Source organism: Microcoleus sp. T3_D1 (assembly GCF_036700405.1).
In the GTDB taxonomy this organism is placed as follows: Bacteria; Cyanobacteriota; Cyanobacteriia; order Cyanobacteriales; family Microcoleaceae; genus Microcoleus.
This window is the reverse complement of sequence record NZ_JAUBOV010000023.1, coordinates 40,488-56,446: the sequence shown is the minus strand read 5'-3', so window position 1 is coordinate 56,446 and position 15,959 is coordinate 40,488. Positions and strand designations below refer to the sequence as shown.

General features: G+C 45.4%; 17 protein-coding genes and 1 pseudogene. 9 read left to right on the top strand and 9 right to left on the bottom strand.

Features of this window, described 5'->3' with window-relative positions; all coding sequences use genetic code 11:
- Positions 1 to 1,000: 1,000 nt before the first annotated feature.
- Positions 1,001 to 2,077, bottom strand: a pseudogene (locus QT992_RS13015) (ABC transporter ATP-binding protein); the annotation flags it as partial.
- A gap of 440 nt (positions 2,078 to 2,517) precedes the next feature.
- Positions 2,518 to 2,745: a hypothetical protein gene (locus tag QT992_RS13010; RefSeq protein ID WP_332970605.1), complete on the bottom strand. Its 228-nt coding sequence runs from the start codon at positions 2,743 to 2,745 to the stop codon at positions 2,518 to 2,520.
- 657 nt (positions 2,746 to 3,402) lie between these two features.
- On the opposite strand from QT992_RS13010, the gene QT992_RS13005 reads away from it, so the two are divergent.
- Positions 3,403 to 3,603, top strand: coding sequence for a helix-turn-helix transcriptional regulator (locus QT992_RS13005; RefSeq protein WP_333377075.1), 201 nt, complete (start codon positions 3,403 to 3,405; stop codon positions 3,601 to 3,603).
- A 73-nt stretch (positions 3,604 to 3,676) separates the two neighbouring features.
- On the opposite strand, the gene QT992_RS13000 is transcribed toward QT992_RS13005, so the two are convergent.
- The 3 genes from QT992_RS13000 to QT992_RS12990 all read right to left on the bottom strand — a co-directional run bounded on the left by QT992_RS13000 (position 3,677) and on the right by QT992_RS12990 (position 6,442).
- Positions 3,677 to 4,324: a Uma2 family endonuclease gene (locus QT992_RS13000; RefSeq protein WP_333317544.1), complete on the bottom strand. Its 648-nt coding sequence runs from the start codon at positions 4,322 to 4,324 to the stop codon at positions 3,677 to 3,679.
- Between the two features lie 113 nt (positions 4,325 to 4,437).
- Positions 4,438 to 6,081 (bottom strand): trypsin-like peptidase domain-containing protein, encoded by a 1,644-nt coding sequence (locus QT992_RS12995; protein WP_333317546.1) that lies wholly within the window; start codon positions 6,079 to 6,081, stop codon positions 4,438 to 4,440.
- Between the two features lie 154 nt (positions 6,082 to 6,235).
- Positions 6,236 to 6,442, bottom strand: coding sequence for a hypothetical protein (locus tag QT992_RS12990; protein WP_333317547.1), 207 nt, complete (start codon positions 6,440 to 6,442; stop codon positions 6,236 to 6,238).
- Between the two features lie 189 nt (positions 6,443 to 6,631).
- Here QT992_RS12990 and QT992_RS12985 point away from each other — a divergent pair, with 189 nt between their 5' ends.
- Positions 6,632 to 6,979 carry a DUF2442 domain-containing protein gene (locus tag QT992_RS12985; RefSeq protein ID WP_333340409.1) on the top strand — a complete coding sequence of 116 codons (348 nt, stop codon included), beginning with the start codon at positions 6,632 to 6,634 and terminating at the stop codon, positions 6,977 to 6,979.
- A gap of 238 nt (positions 6,980 to 7,217) precedes the next feature.
- Here the strand turns inward: QT992_RS12985 and QT992_RS12980 are convergent, their stop codons facing one another.
- Positions 7,218 to 7,916 carry a pirin family protein gene (locus tag QT992_RS12980; protein ID WP_333340411.1) on the bottom strand — a complete coding sequence of 233 codons (699 nt, stop codon included), beginning with the start codon at positions 7,914 to 7,916 and terminating at the stop codon, positions 7,218 to 7,220.
- A 214-nt stretch (positions 7,917 to 8,130) separates the two neighbouring features.
- Positions 8,131 to 8,367, bottom strand: coding sequence for a CDGSH iron-sulfur domain-containing protein (locus QT992_RS12975; protein ID WP_333340413.1), 237 nt, complete (start codon positions 8,365 to 8,367; stop codon positions 8,131 to 8,133).
- A 147-nt stretch (positions 8,368 to 8,514) separates the two neighbouring features.
- Between QT992_RS12975 and QT992_RS12970 the strand changes: the two genes are divergently transcribed.
- Positions 8,515 to 8,853 carry a helix-turn-helix domain-containing protein gene (locus tag QT992_RS12970; RefSeq protein WP_333106948.1) on the top strand — a complete coding sequence of 113 codons (339 nt, stop codon included), beginning with the start codon at positions 8,515 to 8,517 and terminating at the stop codon, positions 8,851 to 8,853.
- Positions 8,854 to 8,924: 71 nt separating this feature from the next.
- Complete coding sequence (locus QT992_RS12965) at positions 8,925 to 9,323, top strand: DUF4112 domain-containing protein (protein ID WP_333340416.1); 399 nt, start codon at positions 8,925 to 8,927, stop codon at positions 9,321 to 9,323.
- 329 nt (positions 9,324 to 9,652) lie between these two features.
- Here QT992_RS12965 and QT992_RS12960 read toward each other — a convergent pair whose 3' ends face one another.
- Positions 9,653 to 10,675 carry a low specificity L-threonine aldolase gene (locus tag QT992_RS12960; RefSeq protein WP_333340419.1) on the bottom strand — a complete coding sequence of 341 codons (1,023 nt, stop codon included), beginning with the start codon at positions 10,673 to 10,675 and terminating at the stop codon, positions 9,653 to 9,655.
- Positions 10,676 to 10,757: 82 nt separating this feature from the next.
- Between QT992_RS12960 and QT992_RS12955 the strand changes: the two genes are divergently transcribed.
- From QT992_RS12955 to QT992_RS12935, 5 genes are all read left to right on the top strand, one after another.
- Entirely contained in the window at positions 10,758 to 10,970 is a 213-nt protein-coding gene (locus QT992_RS12955; protein WP_333340422.1) for a DUF2997 domain-containing protein, read from the top strand.
- 11 nt (positions 10,971 to 10,981) lie between these two features.
- Positions 10,982 to 11,764 carry an XRE family transcriptional regulator gene (locus QT992_RS12950; RefSeq protein WP_333377073.1) on the top strand — a complete coding sequence of 261 codons (783 nt, stop codon included), beginning with the start codon at positions 10,982 to 10,984 and terminating at the stop codon, positions 11,762 to 11,764.
- Positions 11,765 to 11,784: 20 nt separating this feature from the next.
- A complete protein-coding gene (locus tag QT992_RS12945) occupies positions 11,785 to 13,383 on the top strand; it encodes an Hsp70 family protein (protein ID WP_333377071.1) in 1,599 nt (532 codons plus the stop codon).
- Between the two features lie 109 nt (positions 13,384 to 13,492).
- Positions 13,493 to 14,350 carry a bifunctional class I SAM-dependent methyltransferase/HIT family protein gene (locus tag QT992_RS12940; RefSeq protein ID WP_333377069.1) on the top strand — a complete coding sequence of 286 codons (858 nt, stop codon included), beginning with the start codon at positions 13,493 to 13,495 and terminating at the stop codon, positions 14,348 to 14,350.
- Between the two features lie 188 nt (positions 14,351 to 14,538).
- The gene (locus tag QT992_RS12935; RefSeq protein ID WP_333124450.1) at positions 14,539 to 15,108 is read left to right on the top strand and encodes a hypothetical protein; all 570 of its coding nucleotides are present in this window, start codon (positions 14,539 to 14,541) and stop codon (positions 15,106 to 15,108) included.
- 91 nt (positions 15,109 to 15,199) lie between these two features.
- Here QT992_RS12935 and QT992_RS12930 read toward each other — a convergent pair whose 3' ends face one another.
- The gene (locus QT992_RS12930) at positions 15,200 to 15,754 is read right to left on the bottom strand and encodes a GNAT family N-acetyltransferase (RefSeq protein WP_333340432.1); all 555 of its coding nucleotides are present in this window, start codon (positions 15,752 to 15,754) and stop codon (positions 15,200 to 15,202) included.
- Positions 15,755 to 15,959: the final 205 nt, after the last annotated feature.

Here is a 15,959-nt window from a genome sequence, read left to right as displayed (position 1 = left end):
GCTCGATCGACTCTATTGTTTCTGAAACTTCTAGATTTTCGACAATCGGTTCTGGTTGAGAATGCTCGATCGACTCTATTGTTTCTGAAACTTCTAGATTTTCGACAATCGGTTCTGGTTGAGAATGCTCGATCGACTCTTGTCTTTCTACACTTTCCAGAAACTCTGCCACTGGTTGCATTTCGGGTTCTAAATCGCTTATTTCCTCCGGTGTTTCTGTAATTGGTTCGGATTCTGGTTGAGAATAGTCGATCGACTCTTGCCTTTCTACAACAGGTTCGGATTCGGGTTGAGAATAGTCGATCGACTCTTGCGTTTCTACAACCAGCAGATTTTCGATAATCGGTTCTGGTTGAGGATGCTCGATCGGCTCTACTGTTTCTGAAACAACGGGCAGATTTTCGACAATTGCTTCTGGTTCATGATGCTCGATCGACTCTTGCCTTGCGACAACTGGTTCGGATTCGGGTTGAGAATAGTCGATCGACTCTAAGGTTTCTGAAACTTCTAGATTTTGGACAATTGGTTCTGGTTCATGATGCTCGATCGACTCTACGGTTTCTGAAACAACGGGCAGATTTTCGACAATCGGTTCTGGTTGAGAATAGTGGAGCGACTCTACTGTTTCTGAAACTTCTCGATTCTCGACAATCGGTTCTGGTTGAGAATAGTTGAGCGACTCTACGGTTTCTGAAACAACGGGCAGATTTTCGACAATCGGTTCTGGTTGAGAATAGTTGAGCGACTCTACTGTTTCTGAAACTTCTCGATTTTCGACAATCGGTTCTGGTTGAGAATAGTTGAGCGACTCTACGGTTTCTGAAACAACGGGCAGATTTTCGACAATCGGTTCTGGTTGATGATGCTCGATCGACTCTACTGTTTCGACAACTGGTTCGGATTCTGGTTGAGAATGCTCGATCGACTCTACTGTTTCGACAACTGGTTCGGAATCTGGTTGATGATGCTCGATCGACTCTTGCCTATCTGAAACTAGCAGATTTTCCACAATCGGTTGCGATTCCGATTGATGAGCATCCGCGATCGACTCTTGAGTTTCTGCTGCTTCTTGCAGATTTCGATCGACCTCCGGTTCGCTGTGAACCAGATTTTCTTCCGGTTTCTTTTCAGCCGCTGTCAGCCTTAAAAACACATCTTCGAGAGTAGCGCGAGAGCGGCGCATTTCGCACAGTCCAAATCCAGAGGCGATGATAGCTGTAGCAATTTCTCGTCCGGGTTCTCTTTCCTGTTCGCACAAGGCCCGCAGGCGGTAGCGATTCACTAAAAATTGCTGGCTTGGAATCAATTCGATCGATCGAACTCCCGGCACATTTTCCAAAGAAGGCAACAGCAGACTGTTTACCAAATCCGCCTCGCCTTCAACTTCGAGTTCGTAACCCTCTCCGACAGCCAACTCTCCCATCAAATTTTCGGGAGTACCCGCAGCGACGATTTTTCCGCGATTGATGATGGTGACGCGGTTGCAAGTCATGCTGACTTCCGGCAGAATGTGCGTGGAAAGGATGATTGTGTGCTGGCCGCCAAGACTTTTGATTAAATTGCGGACTTCGATGATTTGTCGCGGGTCGAGGCCGACGGTTGGTTCGTCTAAGATAATGACCGGCGGGTCATGGACGATCGCCTGCGCGATACCGACGCGCTGCCGAAATCCTTTAGAAAGCTTGCGGATTAAAACTTTGCGTTTATCAACCAGGCCGCAGCGTTCGATCGCGGAGGTAACTCGTCGCGCGCGATCGCCCGCAGGCACTTGCTTAATTCTGGCGACAAAAAACAGAAACCCTTCCACACTCATTTCTGGATACAGTGGCGGGTTTTCCGGCAGATAACCGATGCGCTGTCTGACTCCCATCGAGTTTTCGTGAACGTCAAGGCCGGCGATGCGGGCCGTACCGCTGGATGCCGGCAAATATCCCGACAAAATTCGCATGGTTGTGGTTTTGCCAGCGCCGTTTGGCCCCAAAAACCCCAGAATTTCTCCTGATTCGACCGAAAAAGACACGTCCGCGATCGCTGCGGTCGAACCGTAAGTTTTGCTTAAGTGTTCTACTTCAATCATTTGTCAGAAGTGACGCGATTTTAGGTTTGAGATTTTAGATTTACTTTGCCAACCACAGGCGGGACGCCTGTTCCACGAAGGGGAGAGTCCCGCCCGATCGGCGGGTCGATCGAATTGGGAGCATCTCAGTTTTGCATTTACAGTGCGAGCGTCCCCGCTCGCGTGTACAATACGCGAGCGGGGACGCTCGCACTACAATAAAAAAAATGCTTTTTACAAAACTGAGATGCTCCCATCGAATTTATGGCGAAATTTTTAATTTGATTTTGTCTTCCAGTGTAGTCTGGCAAGAACCAAATCTATCATAAGTGTCGATCGGACTTTGAAGCAAAATGCTAGGTAGTAGGGTGCGAAGCCCGGAAATGAGTAGCCCCTGTACATCGAATCGCTACCAACCGACGCACCCTACCAGTAGGTTCTGTGCCTACCCGAACCCTCAACTAGCTGCCTTCGATGTTGTTAGGCGCTGTTTCTAGGTTGATATCGGCATTAAAAACAATCACAAATTGAGCCTTGGGGATTAACTGCCGGACGATCCGCAGATAGCCGTCAGCATCGGAATGCCTGAAAAAGTGGGCCACAGTGATTCGCTGCATATTGGGAAGCAGGCGAACAACCAACCACCTGTTAAGGCGCTGTTTGTAGGGCATAATTAAGTTTGTCTCCATTCAGTGTTGGAGTTGGACTTGCATAGGCAAAAAAATTACTAAACTTAGTAATACTTAACTTGACTGATTAACATTGTGGGCGGTATGATTACACCAATGCCTAAAAAAGGCTTAATTATCTGGTTTGTAAACCACAGTTTTGTCAAAACTGACCAGCCTGTAAAAAGGTCGAACGGGAGTCCGCGTTTCGTTAAATTGGTTGAAAATAGTGGATGACTCATGGCTAAAAGCTTCAACTAAAATTAACTCAATTAGGGTGGGCTACACCCGAATTAACGCCTGTGGACAAGTTGCGAGCCGACTCCCTTGGGTGAAACAGGAAGCAGACCCTTCAGGAGCAATCCTGATTGAATGGTGAGACTTAAATAAGTTTAGCCAAGTTTTGTGTAGCAGCCAAAGCCAGTTCAATGCTTGTCGAGGGCGCGGACTGGCTTTTGATTTGTTTCAGGCTTTGCACACAAATTTCCTAATTCCATAGAAGGCTAGAGAAATTAGGTTATTTATAACTATTATTTTTACCAAAACTTTGAATTCTAGTCAATAGTTGTTTATAAAAATTGTCTAAAATAATCAACTAAATATAGTCAATTGACTGTATATATTCAGTTAAATACATATAGTCAACTGAATACATATAGTCAACTGAATGAGGCATAGATAATAACGCTGGGGCAAAAACTAAGAATACGACCCCAAAGTTTAAATCTAACCCGAATACAAGTGGCAAGAGCGTGTAATGTGGTGGAATCGACAGTCATCAACTGGGAAACCGACAGACACGTCCCCAAGCTATACCCAGCACAGATGAAAGCCCTGTGCGACTTATTGAAGTTCACGATCGAAGATTTAGTAGTGTAGCTTGGGGAGTTAAGATCAAGTAGGTTGGACGATCGCGCTTTTTTGCAGAGAGGGCTATCGCTTTCTATTTCGATTACTGCTGCTGAAATTGAGCCAACAACCAAGCCCCTACCTGTGCCTGATCTTCAGTGCGACTCCGCTGCAAAGCCTCTTCCAACACAGCAATAGTTAATCCCGGCAAAACTTCCGATTGAACAAGCCGCCGACTGCCATTATCAGCAATAATAGCAAAGGCAATAATTTGAGATTTCTGCACGTCTACTACCCAATATTCAGCGACTTTTAACTCTTCGTAAAGCAACCGTTTTTCACCGATATCATCAGCCAAAGTAGAGTCAGCAACTTCTATGACTAAATCTGGCGGTGGGGTAACGTCAAGACTTGCGATCGAAGTTCCTTTAGGTGCTAATTGCGCTCTTTCTCCAATGTAGTAAGATACGTCGGGCTGAGACTCTCGGACTCCTGTTTTACGGTAGCTACAGTTATCCAAACCATTTAAAGGGATAGCTTTCGCAATACAGAACAGACTCACGCCTAAAAAAATACTTCCATTGTCTCTAGCATGATCTGGCCCTACTGACATAGTTTCAATCCTCATTTGTCCGTTGCGGTAGTAGCATTTTGCTTTATTGTAAGCTGGGTCATCTGCCATCGCGATGAATTCTTCCCATGTCGCTACCACCCAGATATCAGTTGGCAATTTAGTCTTTAGTCCACTCATTTTTTTATCCCAAATATCTCGATCGTATAACACCACTCAATCAAATGCAAACCCTGTTCTCTCTACTCTTCCTCTGCGCCCTCTGCGCCCTCTGCGGTTAAATCAAAAAAATCTCAACTCCTTTTCCAAATCTTAATTTCCCCCAACCAACCCGCACTAACAATAGTCTTCCCATCGCTGCTAATCGCCACAGCACTAACATAGCCAGAATGCCCGCTCAAATTACCTCTCAAATCCCCCGATCGCACATCCCAAAGCCTCACACTCTTATCCCAACTCCCAGTAACCAGCGTAGTGCCATCCCGACTGAATGCCACCGACCAAACTCCGTCAGTATGCCCGCTTAAACGCCGAATTAACTGCCCGTTTCCGGCATTCCACAACCCAACAGTGCCATTGCTGTTTCCCGCCGCTACACTCTTGCCGTCGGGAGTAAAAGCTAGCGACAAAACAGCCAAGTTTTTGCCGCCAATCGTGCGAATTGCTTGACCTGTAGCTAAATTCCACAACCTAATTGAACCGTCTTTGCTGCCGCTAGCTAAAGTTTTGTTGTCGGGACTAATTGCCACAGCATTCACCAACCCAGAATGCCCGGTCAAAGTCCGCAGCAATTCCCCCGTTTTCGGGTTCCAAATCTTAATCGTTTTGTCCCAACTACCGCTGGCTACAAATTGACCATCAGGACTAACGGCAACGCTCGAAACTGCATTGGAATGCCCGCTCAAAGTCCGTACAACCGCGCCCGTTTCTAAATTCCAAATTTTCACAGTTTTGTCGTCGCTGCCGCTAGCTAACACCCTGCCATCCGCACTCGCGGCCAGTGCGTTTACGGCTTCCGTGTGTCCTTGCAGGGTAGTTTTTAATTGCCCGCTGGGAAAATTCCAAACTGAGATAGTGCCGTTGCTATTTCCTGTGGTAAAATAAGCTGAAGCTAGGGCAAGGGAACTGACAACTTCCGAAGGCCCTTTGAGGGTATTTGTGGCAGCAAAGGCGATCGCACTTGCGGGCGTGCGGGGCGCATTATTCGCTGGAGTTTTAGGGTTTCCGGCAGTAGGAGATTGGGGAACTACTGGCAGGGAAATAGTCGATCGCCATTTCATAAAAGTATTAATTTCTATCCCCGCCGCCACGATTTTATCGGAGTTTTCCTCTAACCTGACAATGCCGTTAATTGCGACAACTCGCCCCGCATCGTCGAGCACCGGGCCCCCGCTCATGCCCGCTCTCACTAAGTTGTTGTATACCAAAGTATAGCCGTTCCAGGGAGTTTGGCGGCCGGTAAGCTGACCTTCCGTGGCGAGGAAAATCGGCTGTCTCAGAGAACCGCCGGATATCGGCCAGCCCGCCACATAAGCCTTGTTTCCCTTAGTTGCTGCGGAATTGGCTAATTGAGCCAGGGGGTAGCTTTGAGTGCTGCTGAAGGGCACGATCGCCAAATCCGCACCGGGCATTCGCCGCACGAGGCTATAGTATACAGAGTGAGCTTTGCCGTCGGGAGTTACGACCTCGTAATCGCCGGCTTTATCGACAACGTGCCAGTTTGTGAGAATATAGTATGTGCTGCCTTGTTTCTCTAAAATTACTCCCGAACCGCCTTTTGCCCCCTGGATGCGAACAGTAATTTGTTGGGCAACGGTTTTAACTTTGTCGGCGGTTAATGCGAGGGCGATTTGAGGTGATGTGAGTGGGATGAGGGCGATCGAACTCAGGGCGATCGTAGCACTCAAAATAGCCGGAATTGTTCTGCTGTAATTCATTATTTTGTCAATTTAACATACCCACATATCAACAGACGCATAACTTTTCCGGTTTGTGGCATATTTACGACGCGAAAATGCCTGCGCGATCGAACTTTCGACATTCGCACAAGCCTAAAAATATTTGACACAGCCCTCTGGCTAGCAGAAAAATTTAGAATCGGGAACCGCACCTAGCCTCAACAATTGCAACTGGCTGATCTCTATTTTGTTGTTGGCAAATGATAAGTTTAGCAAAACGCTGCTGGGAATATTCCCCATTAGCCATCCAGCCGATGGGTGCGCCTGCGATCGCGCCGACTGCTAAACCAGTGATGAGGCTCCAAACAAGATGCTTTCGGGCGATCGGCTGTTGTTCCATAAAAATTTATCCTAAACATTTACCCTTACCAGAAATACCACACATAAAAGTTAGTTTCTTCCTCCTATGTACTTATTTCCTAAGTAGTAAGCCATTATTAAGTATCATGTCCTTCACAGTCCGCTTAACAGAATCCCATGCAGCAATAATCAACTATCCAAACTTAACAAAAGCGATGGCAAGAAATATATGGTATTTAGAAACTGGAACAAAGAGTTAACTGAGGAAAATCTCCGAGAGCAAATAACCAAAGCCAAGCAAGCATGGAAAAACGCTGAGGCTACAGAACCCCGCGCCGAACCCGTGTATTACAATCAGTCTGAAAATTTAATAGCGATCCAACTAAAAAACGGTGCTATTTTCTGTTTTCCTCCAAGCCTTGCACAAGGCTTAGAAGGCGCTTCACCAGAACAGTTGGCTGATGTTTGGCTACCTCCTTCCGGTAGCAGCGTGCACTGGGAAAGCTTAGATGTTGATTTTGGTATTCCCGAACTTTTAGCAGGTATTTTTGGAACAAAATCTTGGAGGGCTGATTAATTTTTTAGTCCCCCTATACTCGGACTTTGTTTGTGTAGTAGCGGTTTCAACTGAGATGTTACACCATTCTCAATAAGCTTTTTATGAACAGGCAAGATGCCTGTTCCACAAAGAGTGAATTTTCTTGTGGAACAGGCATCTTGCCTGTTCTTGAGAATGGTGCAAGATGTGAGTTTCAACCGCCGAGTAATTTCCAATCCCCGACTTTTCCAATAAATCGGGGATTTCGCATTCAATTCTATGCCAAATCAAACAACAAAAATTCAGCATCTTCCGTAGCTTCAATCACCACCTCAGCCTCCCCGCTAACCGCCGCAGCGTCGCCATTTTCCAAAGGCAAACCGTTCAGCCAAACCGAGCCGCGAGCCACTTGCACCCAAGCATGGCGATTCGGCTGCAAAGCATGAGAAACCTGCGAGTCTTTATCCAAAACAGCCGCATACAAATCAACATCTTGATGCACTTTCACAGCACCATCTCTCGCATCACGTGCCGCCACTAAGCGCAGTTTTCCGTGCCTTTCTGCTAGGGGAAACTCCCGCTGCTCGTAACTCGGAGGCAATCCCTTTGTATCGGGTAACAGCCAGATTTGCAGCAAATGAACTGGGTCTGTTTGCGAGTTATTGAACTCGCTGTGCTGGATACCCGTACCTGCACTCATCCGCTGCACTTCACCGGGTTTAATCACTGCACCAGTACCCAAACTATCCTTGTGTTCTAATGCTCCTTCTAATACATAAGTAATGATTTCCATGTCGCTGTGCCCGTGAGTGCCGAAACCTCTGCCGGGGCTAACGAAATCCTCATTAATTACCCGCAAAGAGCGAAAATTCATATAATTTGGATCGTAATAGCCGGCAAAAGAAAATGTGTGGTAACTGTCCAGCCAACCATGATTAGCGTGTCCTCTTGCTTCACTTTTTCTGACGGTAATCATCTTGTCCTCCTAATTTAAAAACAATCAAAACTATGGTGTTTGTTTAGCAGTCCTGGACGTAGAAACCGGGTTTTTTAGGATAATAGTGCATCGCAGCTTTAATATCGGTGAAAAACCCGGTTTATTTGGTATTGATGCCTAAGTCCTATTTAGTTGTAAAATCAAACCCAAAGCGGTGGGTGCACGATTGGTTTATCCTTGATTATTGCTGCCTTTAAAGTTTGCTATGAGCGCCGTCGCAAAATGGAGAATTTGCGGTATACTTGCAGTTGCACATCGCCACAGTTTTTTTCTCAGTTACTTCAAAAGCTAACGGCACAAATTCGCTACCTTTATGGGAACCGTCACAAAAAGGCTGATTCTTAGCTTGACCGCAGGTGCACCAGTAGTAAGTACCGGGTTCAAGTTCCATAACGGCGGGTTTTTTATCAGCAATCACAGGTTGGCTCATCGTGTTCTCCTTTTTGATTGATGCCAGATGCAGGAATATATTTATTGGTTTAGTTTGTTTGATTTCTGCGATGTTTCTACTTTAAACCGAGTCAAGCTATTATGGGAAGTACGCACTTAAAAGTGCGGTAGTTACCAAAAAGATACTATGCAAGTCCAAGAAGTAAAGGTCGATCGAGCAAATTGCCCTGTAGAACGCACTCTAGAGGTGATTGGCGGGCGCTGGAAAGTCTTGATTCTGCGGGAGTTGTTTCCAGGAGTGAAGCGCTTTAACGAGCTGCAACGAGCTGTCAACGGCATTACTCAGAAGATGCTGACGCAGCAACTGCGGGAAATGGAATCAGATGCGATCGTGCACCGGGAAATTTACCTGCAAGTGCCGCCAAAAGTTGAATATTCGCTAACGCCTTTGGGCCAAAGTCTCAAACCGATTATTAATGCCATGCACGAATGGGGAATTCAGCATATTAGCGAAGATGGAAAATGAGCGGTTTCTAGATGTTTTTTTTCCGTCTTCCGACAGATTTCAAATTTTCCACCTAGTTCAAGAATAATAATATGAACAACATAGAGCGTCTCGCCACCCTCAACCGCATCCGCAAACTCAGCCGCCTGATGGATACCGCCATTGGCATCCCCGGTACTAAATTTCGCATTGGTTTAGACCCGATTATCGGTTTAGTTCCGGGTGCTGGGGATATCGTAGATACCGCGTTTTCCGCCTACCTAATTTATTTAGCAACTCGATTCAACATTCCCCAAAAAACTCTAGGGAAAATGGTTTACAATATCGGTCTAGAAGCCGTTGTGGGATCAGTACCTTTAGTAGGAGATATCTTCGATGCTTTTTATAAATCAAACATGAGAAATCTCGCGCTTTTAGAAGAGCATTTAGAAGCAGTTGAACCAGAACTAGCCGCAGTTGCAGAACCTGTTCCTCAATCGATTAAATTGTAGGGGCGGGTTTCACAAACAATAATTGTAAATAACACACATCTTGCACCATTCTCAAGAACAGGCAAGATGCCTGTTCCACAAAGAGTGAATTTTCTTGTGGAACAGGCATCTTGCCTGTTCCTAAACAAATAATTGAGAATGGTGCAACATCTCAGAAATAACCAACAATCTCTCAAACCCGCCCCCACCCAACGAGAGATCACAATGTACATTTTCCGCATTCAATCCAAATTTAATGTTGATGTGGGTTATCTGTTGTGGGGGGCGGGTTTATCTAGATTGTTGGTACTCGTCAGATATTATTCGTGAAACCCGCCCCTACAAAATAATTACTGATGTCGTTTAACCGCTTCCACGAAAGCAATAACATCCGCTTCCAAAGTATTAAACGCCGTTACCAGTCTAACAGTACATTCATCCCACCTATAAAACAGAAAGCCCTCAGCTAAAACCGCTGTAATTATCGATTCGGGAAGTTGAATAAAAATCTCGTTTGCTTCCACTCGATGGCAAAACTTCGCTCCCTCAACTCCCGCCAAACCTTCGGCTAATTTGGCTGCCATATTATTGGCATGAGCCGCATTTTTCAACCACAAATCATCCGTTATATACGCTTCCAACTGCGCCGACAAAAACCGCATTTTCGAGAAAAGATGCCCGCTGCGCTTGCGGTAAAAAGGGAAAGTCTTTGCTAATTCTTGATTGAAAAATACCACAGCTTCCGCAGCCATTGCGCCGTTTTTTGTCGCTCCAAACGATAGAATATCTACACCGGCGCGCCAAGTGACATCAGCAGGAGAACAGCCAAGACTGGCGACTGCATTGGCAAAGCGAGCTCCATCCATGTGCAGGTGCAAATGGTGGCTGCGAACTACTTCCGAAATGTGGGAAATTTCTGCTGGATTGTAGACTGTGCCGGCTTCCGTTGCTTGAGTGATGCTGACGGCTGCGGGCTGTACGTGGTGGACGACACCTGCACCAGCGCGATCGAGTATTTTTCCTAAAGTCTCTGCCTCTATTTTACCATGATTTCCTGTTACTGTAACTAACTTTGCACCGCCTGTAAAAAACTCCGGCGCGCCGCATTCATCGAGATTAATATGAGATTCCGCATGACAGTAAACAGCGCCGTAAGGAGGAGTAACAACCGCAAGGGCCAGAGAATTAGCAGCAGAACCAGTTGCTACAGGAAAAACTGTCACCGATGTCTCGAACAAATCCGAAAATTTAACTTGCAAACGCTGTGTATATTCATCATCTCCGTAAGACATCACAGCACCGCAATTAGCCGCTGCAATCGCCGCCATAATCTCCGGCGAAACCCCGGTTGCATTGTCGCTACAAAAATTCATTAGAATAATTGGTAAATAGAATCTATAATATAACTCAACACTCAGCAGTCAACACTCAAGCATTAAACCAAGAGGCAGAATTATGGCAGAATACCGCCAAATAGAATACCGCATCGGCAAAGACGGCAAAATTACCGAAACCGTCCTCAACGCCACTGGTTCGAGTTGCACCGAAACCACCGCCGGAATTGAAAAGGCCCTCGGCCAAGTAGAATCTCAAGACTTGCTGCCAGAATATTATCAAGACGAAGAAAATTTGATCGTTGAACAAACGCAGACTTTAAAACAAGTTTAGAAAAATTAACAATGTTCTATCTCCTCGGTGCAACAGTTGATGTAACAACACTGCCTGCCTTCAGCTTCGCGCTGGCTATCGGGGGCATTTTTCTAATTTTAGTCTACGTTTATGCTGCATCTGAGGCGGGAGATGCGATCGAGTTTAAGTACGATACAATTCTGCGGGAACGCATGAATCAGCTAGACATTCTCGATTGGCAAGATTTAGGCGAAAAAGCAGGCTTAAGTCGCTTTGCGGTGCGCTTAGTGCGGCAGGGAGACGTGGGAAAACTCACGCTAGACCAACTGAGGCGGCTGGCAACAGTGCTGAATTTGAATTTTCAAGAGTTCGATCGCACTTTGCTCGCGCTGCCCCTATCGGCTACAATCACAACTAATCCCAGCGAAATTGAAGAATTGAGGCAGCAGTGTTTCCGCCTACGAGAAGAATTGCAGCAGCAAAAAGCTCAACTAACTGCCGATTTTCGCCGCGCTACCTTTGAACAGTTGCAAACTTTGTTAACCAACTATCCCGCCGCCCGCAAAATGGCAGAAGCCAAGCCGGATATGCCCGCCAAAAATCTCTCAGCTTTGTTTACTCCCTTAGAAAACCTGTTATCAAGCTGGGATTTTCAAACAATCGGTTCTGCGTGGGAACAAACTGCTTACAATCCGCAGTTGCACCAGCCGGATGTTGAGGATATAACCGAAGGAGAATTAGTTTATATTCGGTTTGTCGGCTATCGGGAGGGAGAGCGAATTCTTACTCCTGCTAAAGTTAGTCGCACCCTGCCAGCGGGAATGAAAAATTAAATTTTAAATTTTAAATCAACATGACTACAGTTGCCATTGACTTCGGCACCAGCAACACGGTTGTCTGCATTCTTAACCCGGATACGCAAACACCAGAAACTTTGAGATTGGGCGAGATGTCCCGCATTTTTAAAACGAAGAATTCGAGCGGAGATGTGCGAGAAGTATCTGTAGTGCCGACTTTAGTCTTTGTGAAAAATGCGGGAGAGTTGGTGTTGGGAGAAAAAGTGCGATCGCAGCGTTTGGGGCAATCCCAGCCAGACCGTTTTTTCAAAGCTTTTAAACGCAATTTAGCTGCCGACTTTCAGCCGCCGCCCCGCAATATCGACGGTGACACCTACACAGCCGAATCAGTAGCAGAACAGTTTATTAAGACTATTTGGAAACAATTATATTTACAAAATATACAGCCAGACAAAGTAATTTTTACAGTACCCGTAGGAGCATTTGAGCGATATCTAGATTGGTTTCGCGACTTAGGAGAAAGTTTGGGAGGTTCTGAAGTTCAGGTAATAGATGAATCCACAGCCGCCGCCCTAGGATATGCAGTAAAACGCCCCGGTTCTCTAGTTTTAGTAGTTGATTTTGGTGGCGGAACTTTAGATTTAAGTTTAGTTCGCACTGCTGTAACCCCCCCCTTACCCCCCCTTGGCAAGACCGGGCTGGGGGGGGTGCGTGCCGAAGTGTTGGCAAAATCCGATGCTTATGTCGGCGGCGAAGATATTGACATCTGGATTGTCGAAGATTATTTGCGACAAATTGGTTCGTCGCGGGCAGAAGTCGGCCCAGTTGGCTGGCAAAACTTATTAGAAATAGCGGAAAAATTAAAAATTCAGCTTTCTCAAGTTAATGAGGCGAAGGAAAGTTGGTTTGACGATGAAAATTTTATGTCTTACGACTTGCAGCTAAACCGAGAGAAGCTTGAGGAAATTCTCGAATCTAGGCAGTTGTTAGAACAGTTGCGAGAAGCTTTAGATGAAGTGCTGAGCATTGCACAGGGAAAAGGTATCGGCAAAGCAGATATAGAACAGGTTTTGCTGGTAGGAGGAACTTCTCTAATTCCGGCTGTATCTAATTTAGTGGTTTCGTATTTTGGGCGGCCAAAAGTCAAAGCTGACAAGCCGTTTGAAGCGGTGGCGCACGGTGCTTTAGCCTTGACACAATTAGCGAGTGTTGACGATTATTTGCGCCACAGCTATGCAATTCGCCTTTGGGAACCTTATGCTAAAGCTTATGCTTATTCGCCGATATTTAGCAAGGAAATGAAGTATCCCTGTCAAAGTTCCGAAGAGTTGACGTTGCAAGTGGCAATTGAAGGGCAAAGGGAAATTCGGTTAGATATTGGGGAAGTTGCGGAGGTATCGCAAGCGGAGGTTATTTTTAACGAAAAAGGGCAAATGACGAGCAGTTGGCTCAATAAACAGACGGATTTTCGCTCTCTGGAAAGCCAGCACCAGCAGGTTTGCGTAGCGCATTTGAATCCGCCTGGGGTATTGGGAATTGACAGGGTTTCGGTGAGTTTTGAGGTGGATGAGAGGCGGGTTTTGTTGGCGACGGTGCGGGATTTGGTGACTGGTAAGGTGTTGGTGGAAAAAGGGGCGATCGCCAAACTGCAATAATGATAAAATTTTTAGATAACATTTGGATCTTGAAATCGGTACTACACAAACTCTCGTCCGGATGGTGCGCGGACGGAAAAATATTTATTTAAATCAAATTTATGTCGCCATGAAAAAGCAACAAAATAAATTCAGCCACCTGACGGCAATCGAAAGAATTTATCTGTCATTTCCGGCAAGATTTTTATTAGATAAAAACTTGCTGCAAGGGAAAGTCTTAGATTTTGGGTGCGGTTTCGGCAGCGATGTTAGATTGTTGCAGCAAAAAGGCTTCGATATTACGGGTTATGACCCTTATTATTTCCCGGAATTCCCCGAAGATAAATTCGACACAATCATTTGTTTTTATGTTTTGAATGTTTTGTTTCCTGAAGAACAAGCTAATGTCCTGATGGAAGTGTCGCACCTGTTGAAACCGGGAGGGAATGCGTATTTTGCGGTGAGAAGGGATATCAAAAAAGAAGGCTTTCGAGAACATTATGTCCACAAAAAACCTACATATCAGTGCATTGTCAAACTTCCATTTAAGCCAGTTCACCTAGATGAGTCTTGCGAAATTTACAAATACGTGCATTACAACCATCAAAGGAATTCAACTAATCACTGCATATTTTGCAATCCCTATAAAAACCTAATTTTGCTAACTGAATCAGCAACAGCTTATGCGATGTTTGACGGTTATCCCGCCAGCAAAGGTCATGTTTTAATCATCCCAAAGCGTCACCTTGCTAATTATTTTGAACTGCCGTTTCGAGAGCAATCGGCTTGCTGGTTTATGGCTAATAAGGTACAAGAGATGTTAAGTAAACAATTTCAGCCTGACGGGTTTAATGTGGGAATAAATATTAATAAACAGGCTGGTCAAAGTCGCACTCACGCGGCTATTCATGTTATCCCCCGTTACCATGGCGATGCTGCTGGGAATAAAGGCGGAATTAGGTATGTGATTCCCAAGAGTGAAAAATAAAAGTTAGCCAATTGTGAAAGGAATTCTTTTTTACCGCAGAGGCGCAGAGAACACAGAGGAATAGAGAAGAGAGGAATTCATAATTTTTGTAAGGATTGTTATATTTGAGCAAAGGGCGAGCAAAATAGGGTTAAAATGTGTTTGCAAGGTCTAAAACTACACATTAGCAGTAATTTGGTGTTCTGTTTATGTCTAAGCGCAAAAAGCAAGAATGGCTCAAGGAAACTCTAGAGCTCAAAGAAGACCACAATTGGAAGTCAAAGCCTGGAACTCGAATTTTTGTAGCAGGAAGAGGTGCAGTCCGCTTTGATGTGCCGGAAGATTGGCATTTTGAACCCGATACAAAGTCGTTCCGATTTACGGATAAAAAGCCGCCGGATGATGATTGTTGTTTGGAGGTTTCGTTTAATTTGCTACCACCTGGTAACTGGGCAGATTTTCCGCTGGTGCCGCTATTACAGAAGGTGGTTGAAGATGATACGCGAAATCCGATCGCTCCTGGGGACATTATTCAATTGAAGCGGCAAACTGCCCGCATTGTTTGGACTGAATTTAAGTTTATCGACCCTCCAGAACAGCGGGAAGCTTATTCGCGAATTTGTATCGGATTGGGTTCTAATGTTCAGTGTTTGATTACTTTTGATTACTGGGTTGACGATGCTGAACGTTTGACTCCTGTCTGGGATACGGTGATGGATTCGTTAGTTCTGGGTTTGTTTATCAGCGACCCTCGAACGGGGTTCGCACGTCCAGACTAGACCGATTTTCATGGAAACTTTCAACAACTAATTTTGCTAAGTGTTGGATTGGCAAGCCACCAGTCAGTAAATTTAGAACATACATTAAACTTTACAACCGCTTTGCCATGAAAATATCTGGCTTGCCAATTCCGTTCGCGTCAGGCATCACTCCCACGATCGCAAAACCCATTTTTTGATAAAATTCGTAGGGATGACCGCGCAAATTTCTAATTTTGGCGATGTGTTCCCAAACGTTAGGATAAAGATTGATGCCTGAAAGAGTTGTTTGATTGTCTTCGTCGTCGGTGCCCACCCACAGCACGATCCCTCCCCGGTTTTTAGCTTCTGTTGCTAAATCAGCTACGAGCGATCGACCAATTCCTTGTCCGCGAAATTCTGTTCTCACTACCAGCGGGTGCAGTTCCCAAACATTACCGTCATACTGTTTAATCCCGCCAATCCATCCCAAAACTTGATTGCTGTCGGCCACAGCAATTCGACTGATGCGATCGGCTCCCAAAGATTCTTGCACTTCTTGCAAAGCAGAATTTATATCTGGCCAAGCATCGGGCCAATGCTCTTTAAAACCTTCAACTATTAATCTAGCTACCTGTTGAATTTTTGGCTCGTCAACCGCACGCAAATCTGTAATTTGTACGTTCATGAATTTACATACTAAATCAAGGATTACGGACTAATACGCTCACAAACTGGATTTTATAACCGGGGTAAACGGCAAAAACTAAGGATCGCGAATTAAATAACTTACAATTTTAATTGTTATTGTGGGATGGGCGTCTCGCCCGTCCAAAAAGGACGGGCGGGACGCCCATCCCACTTTCAAGAGTGGAAGTTATTTAATTCTCATT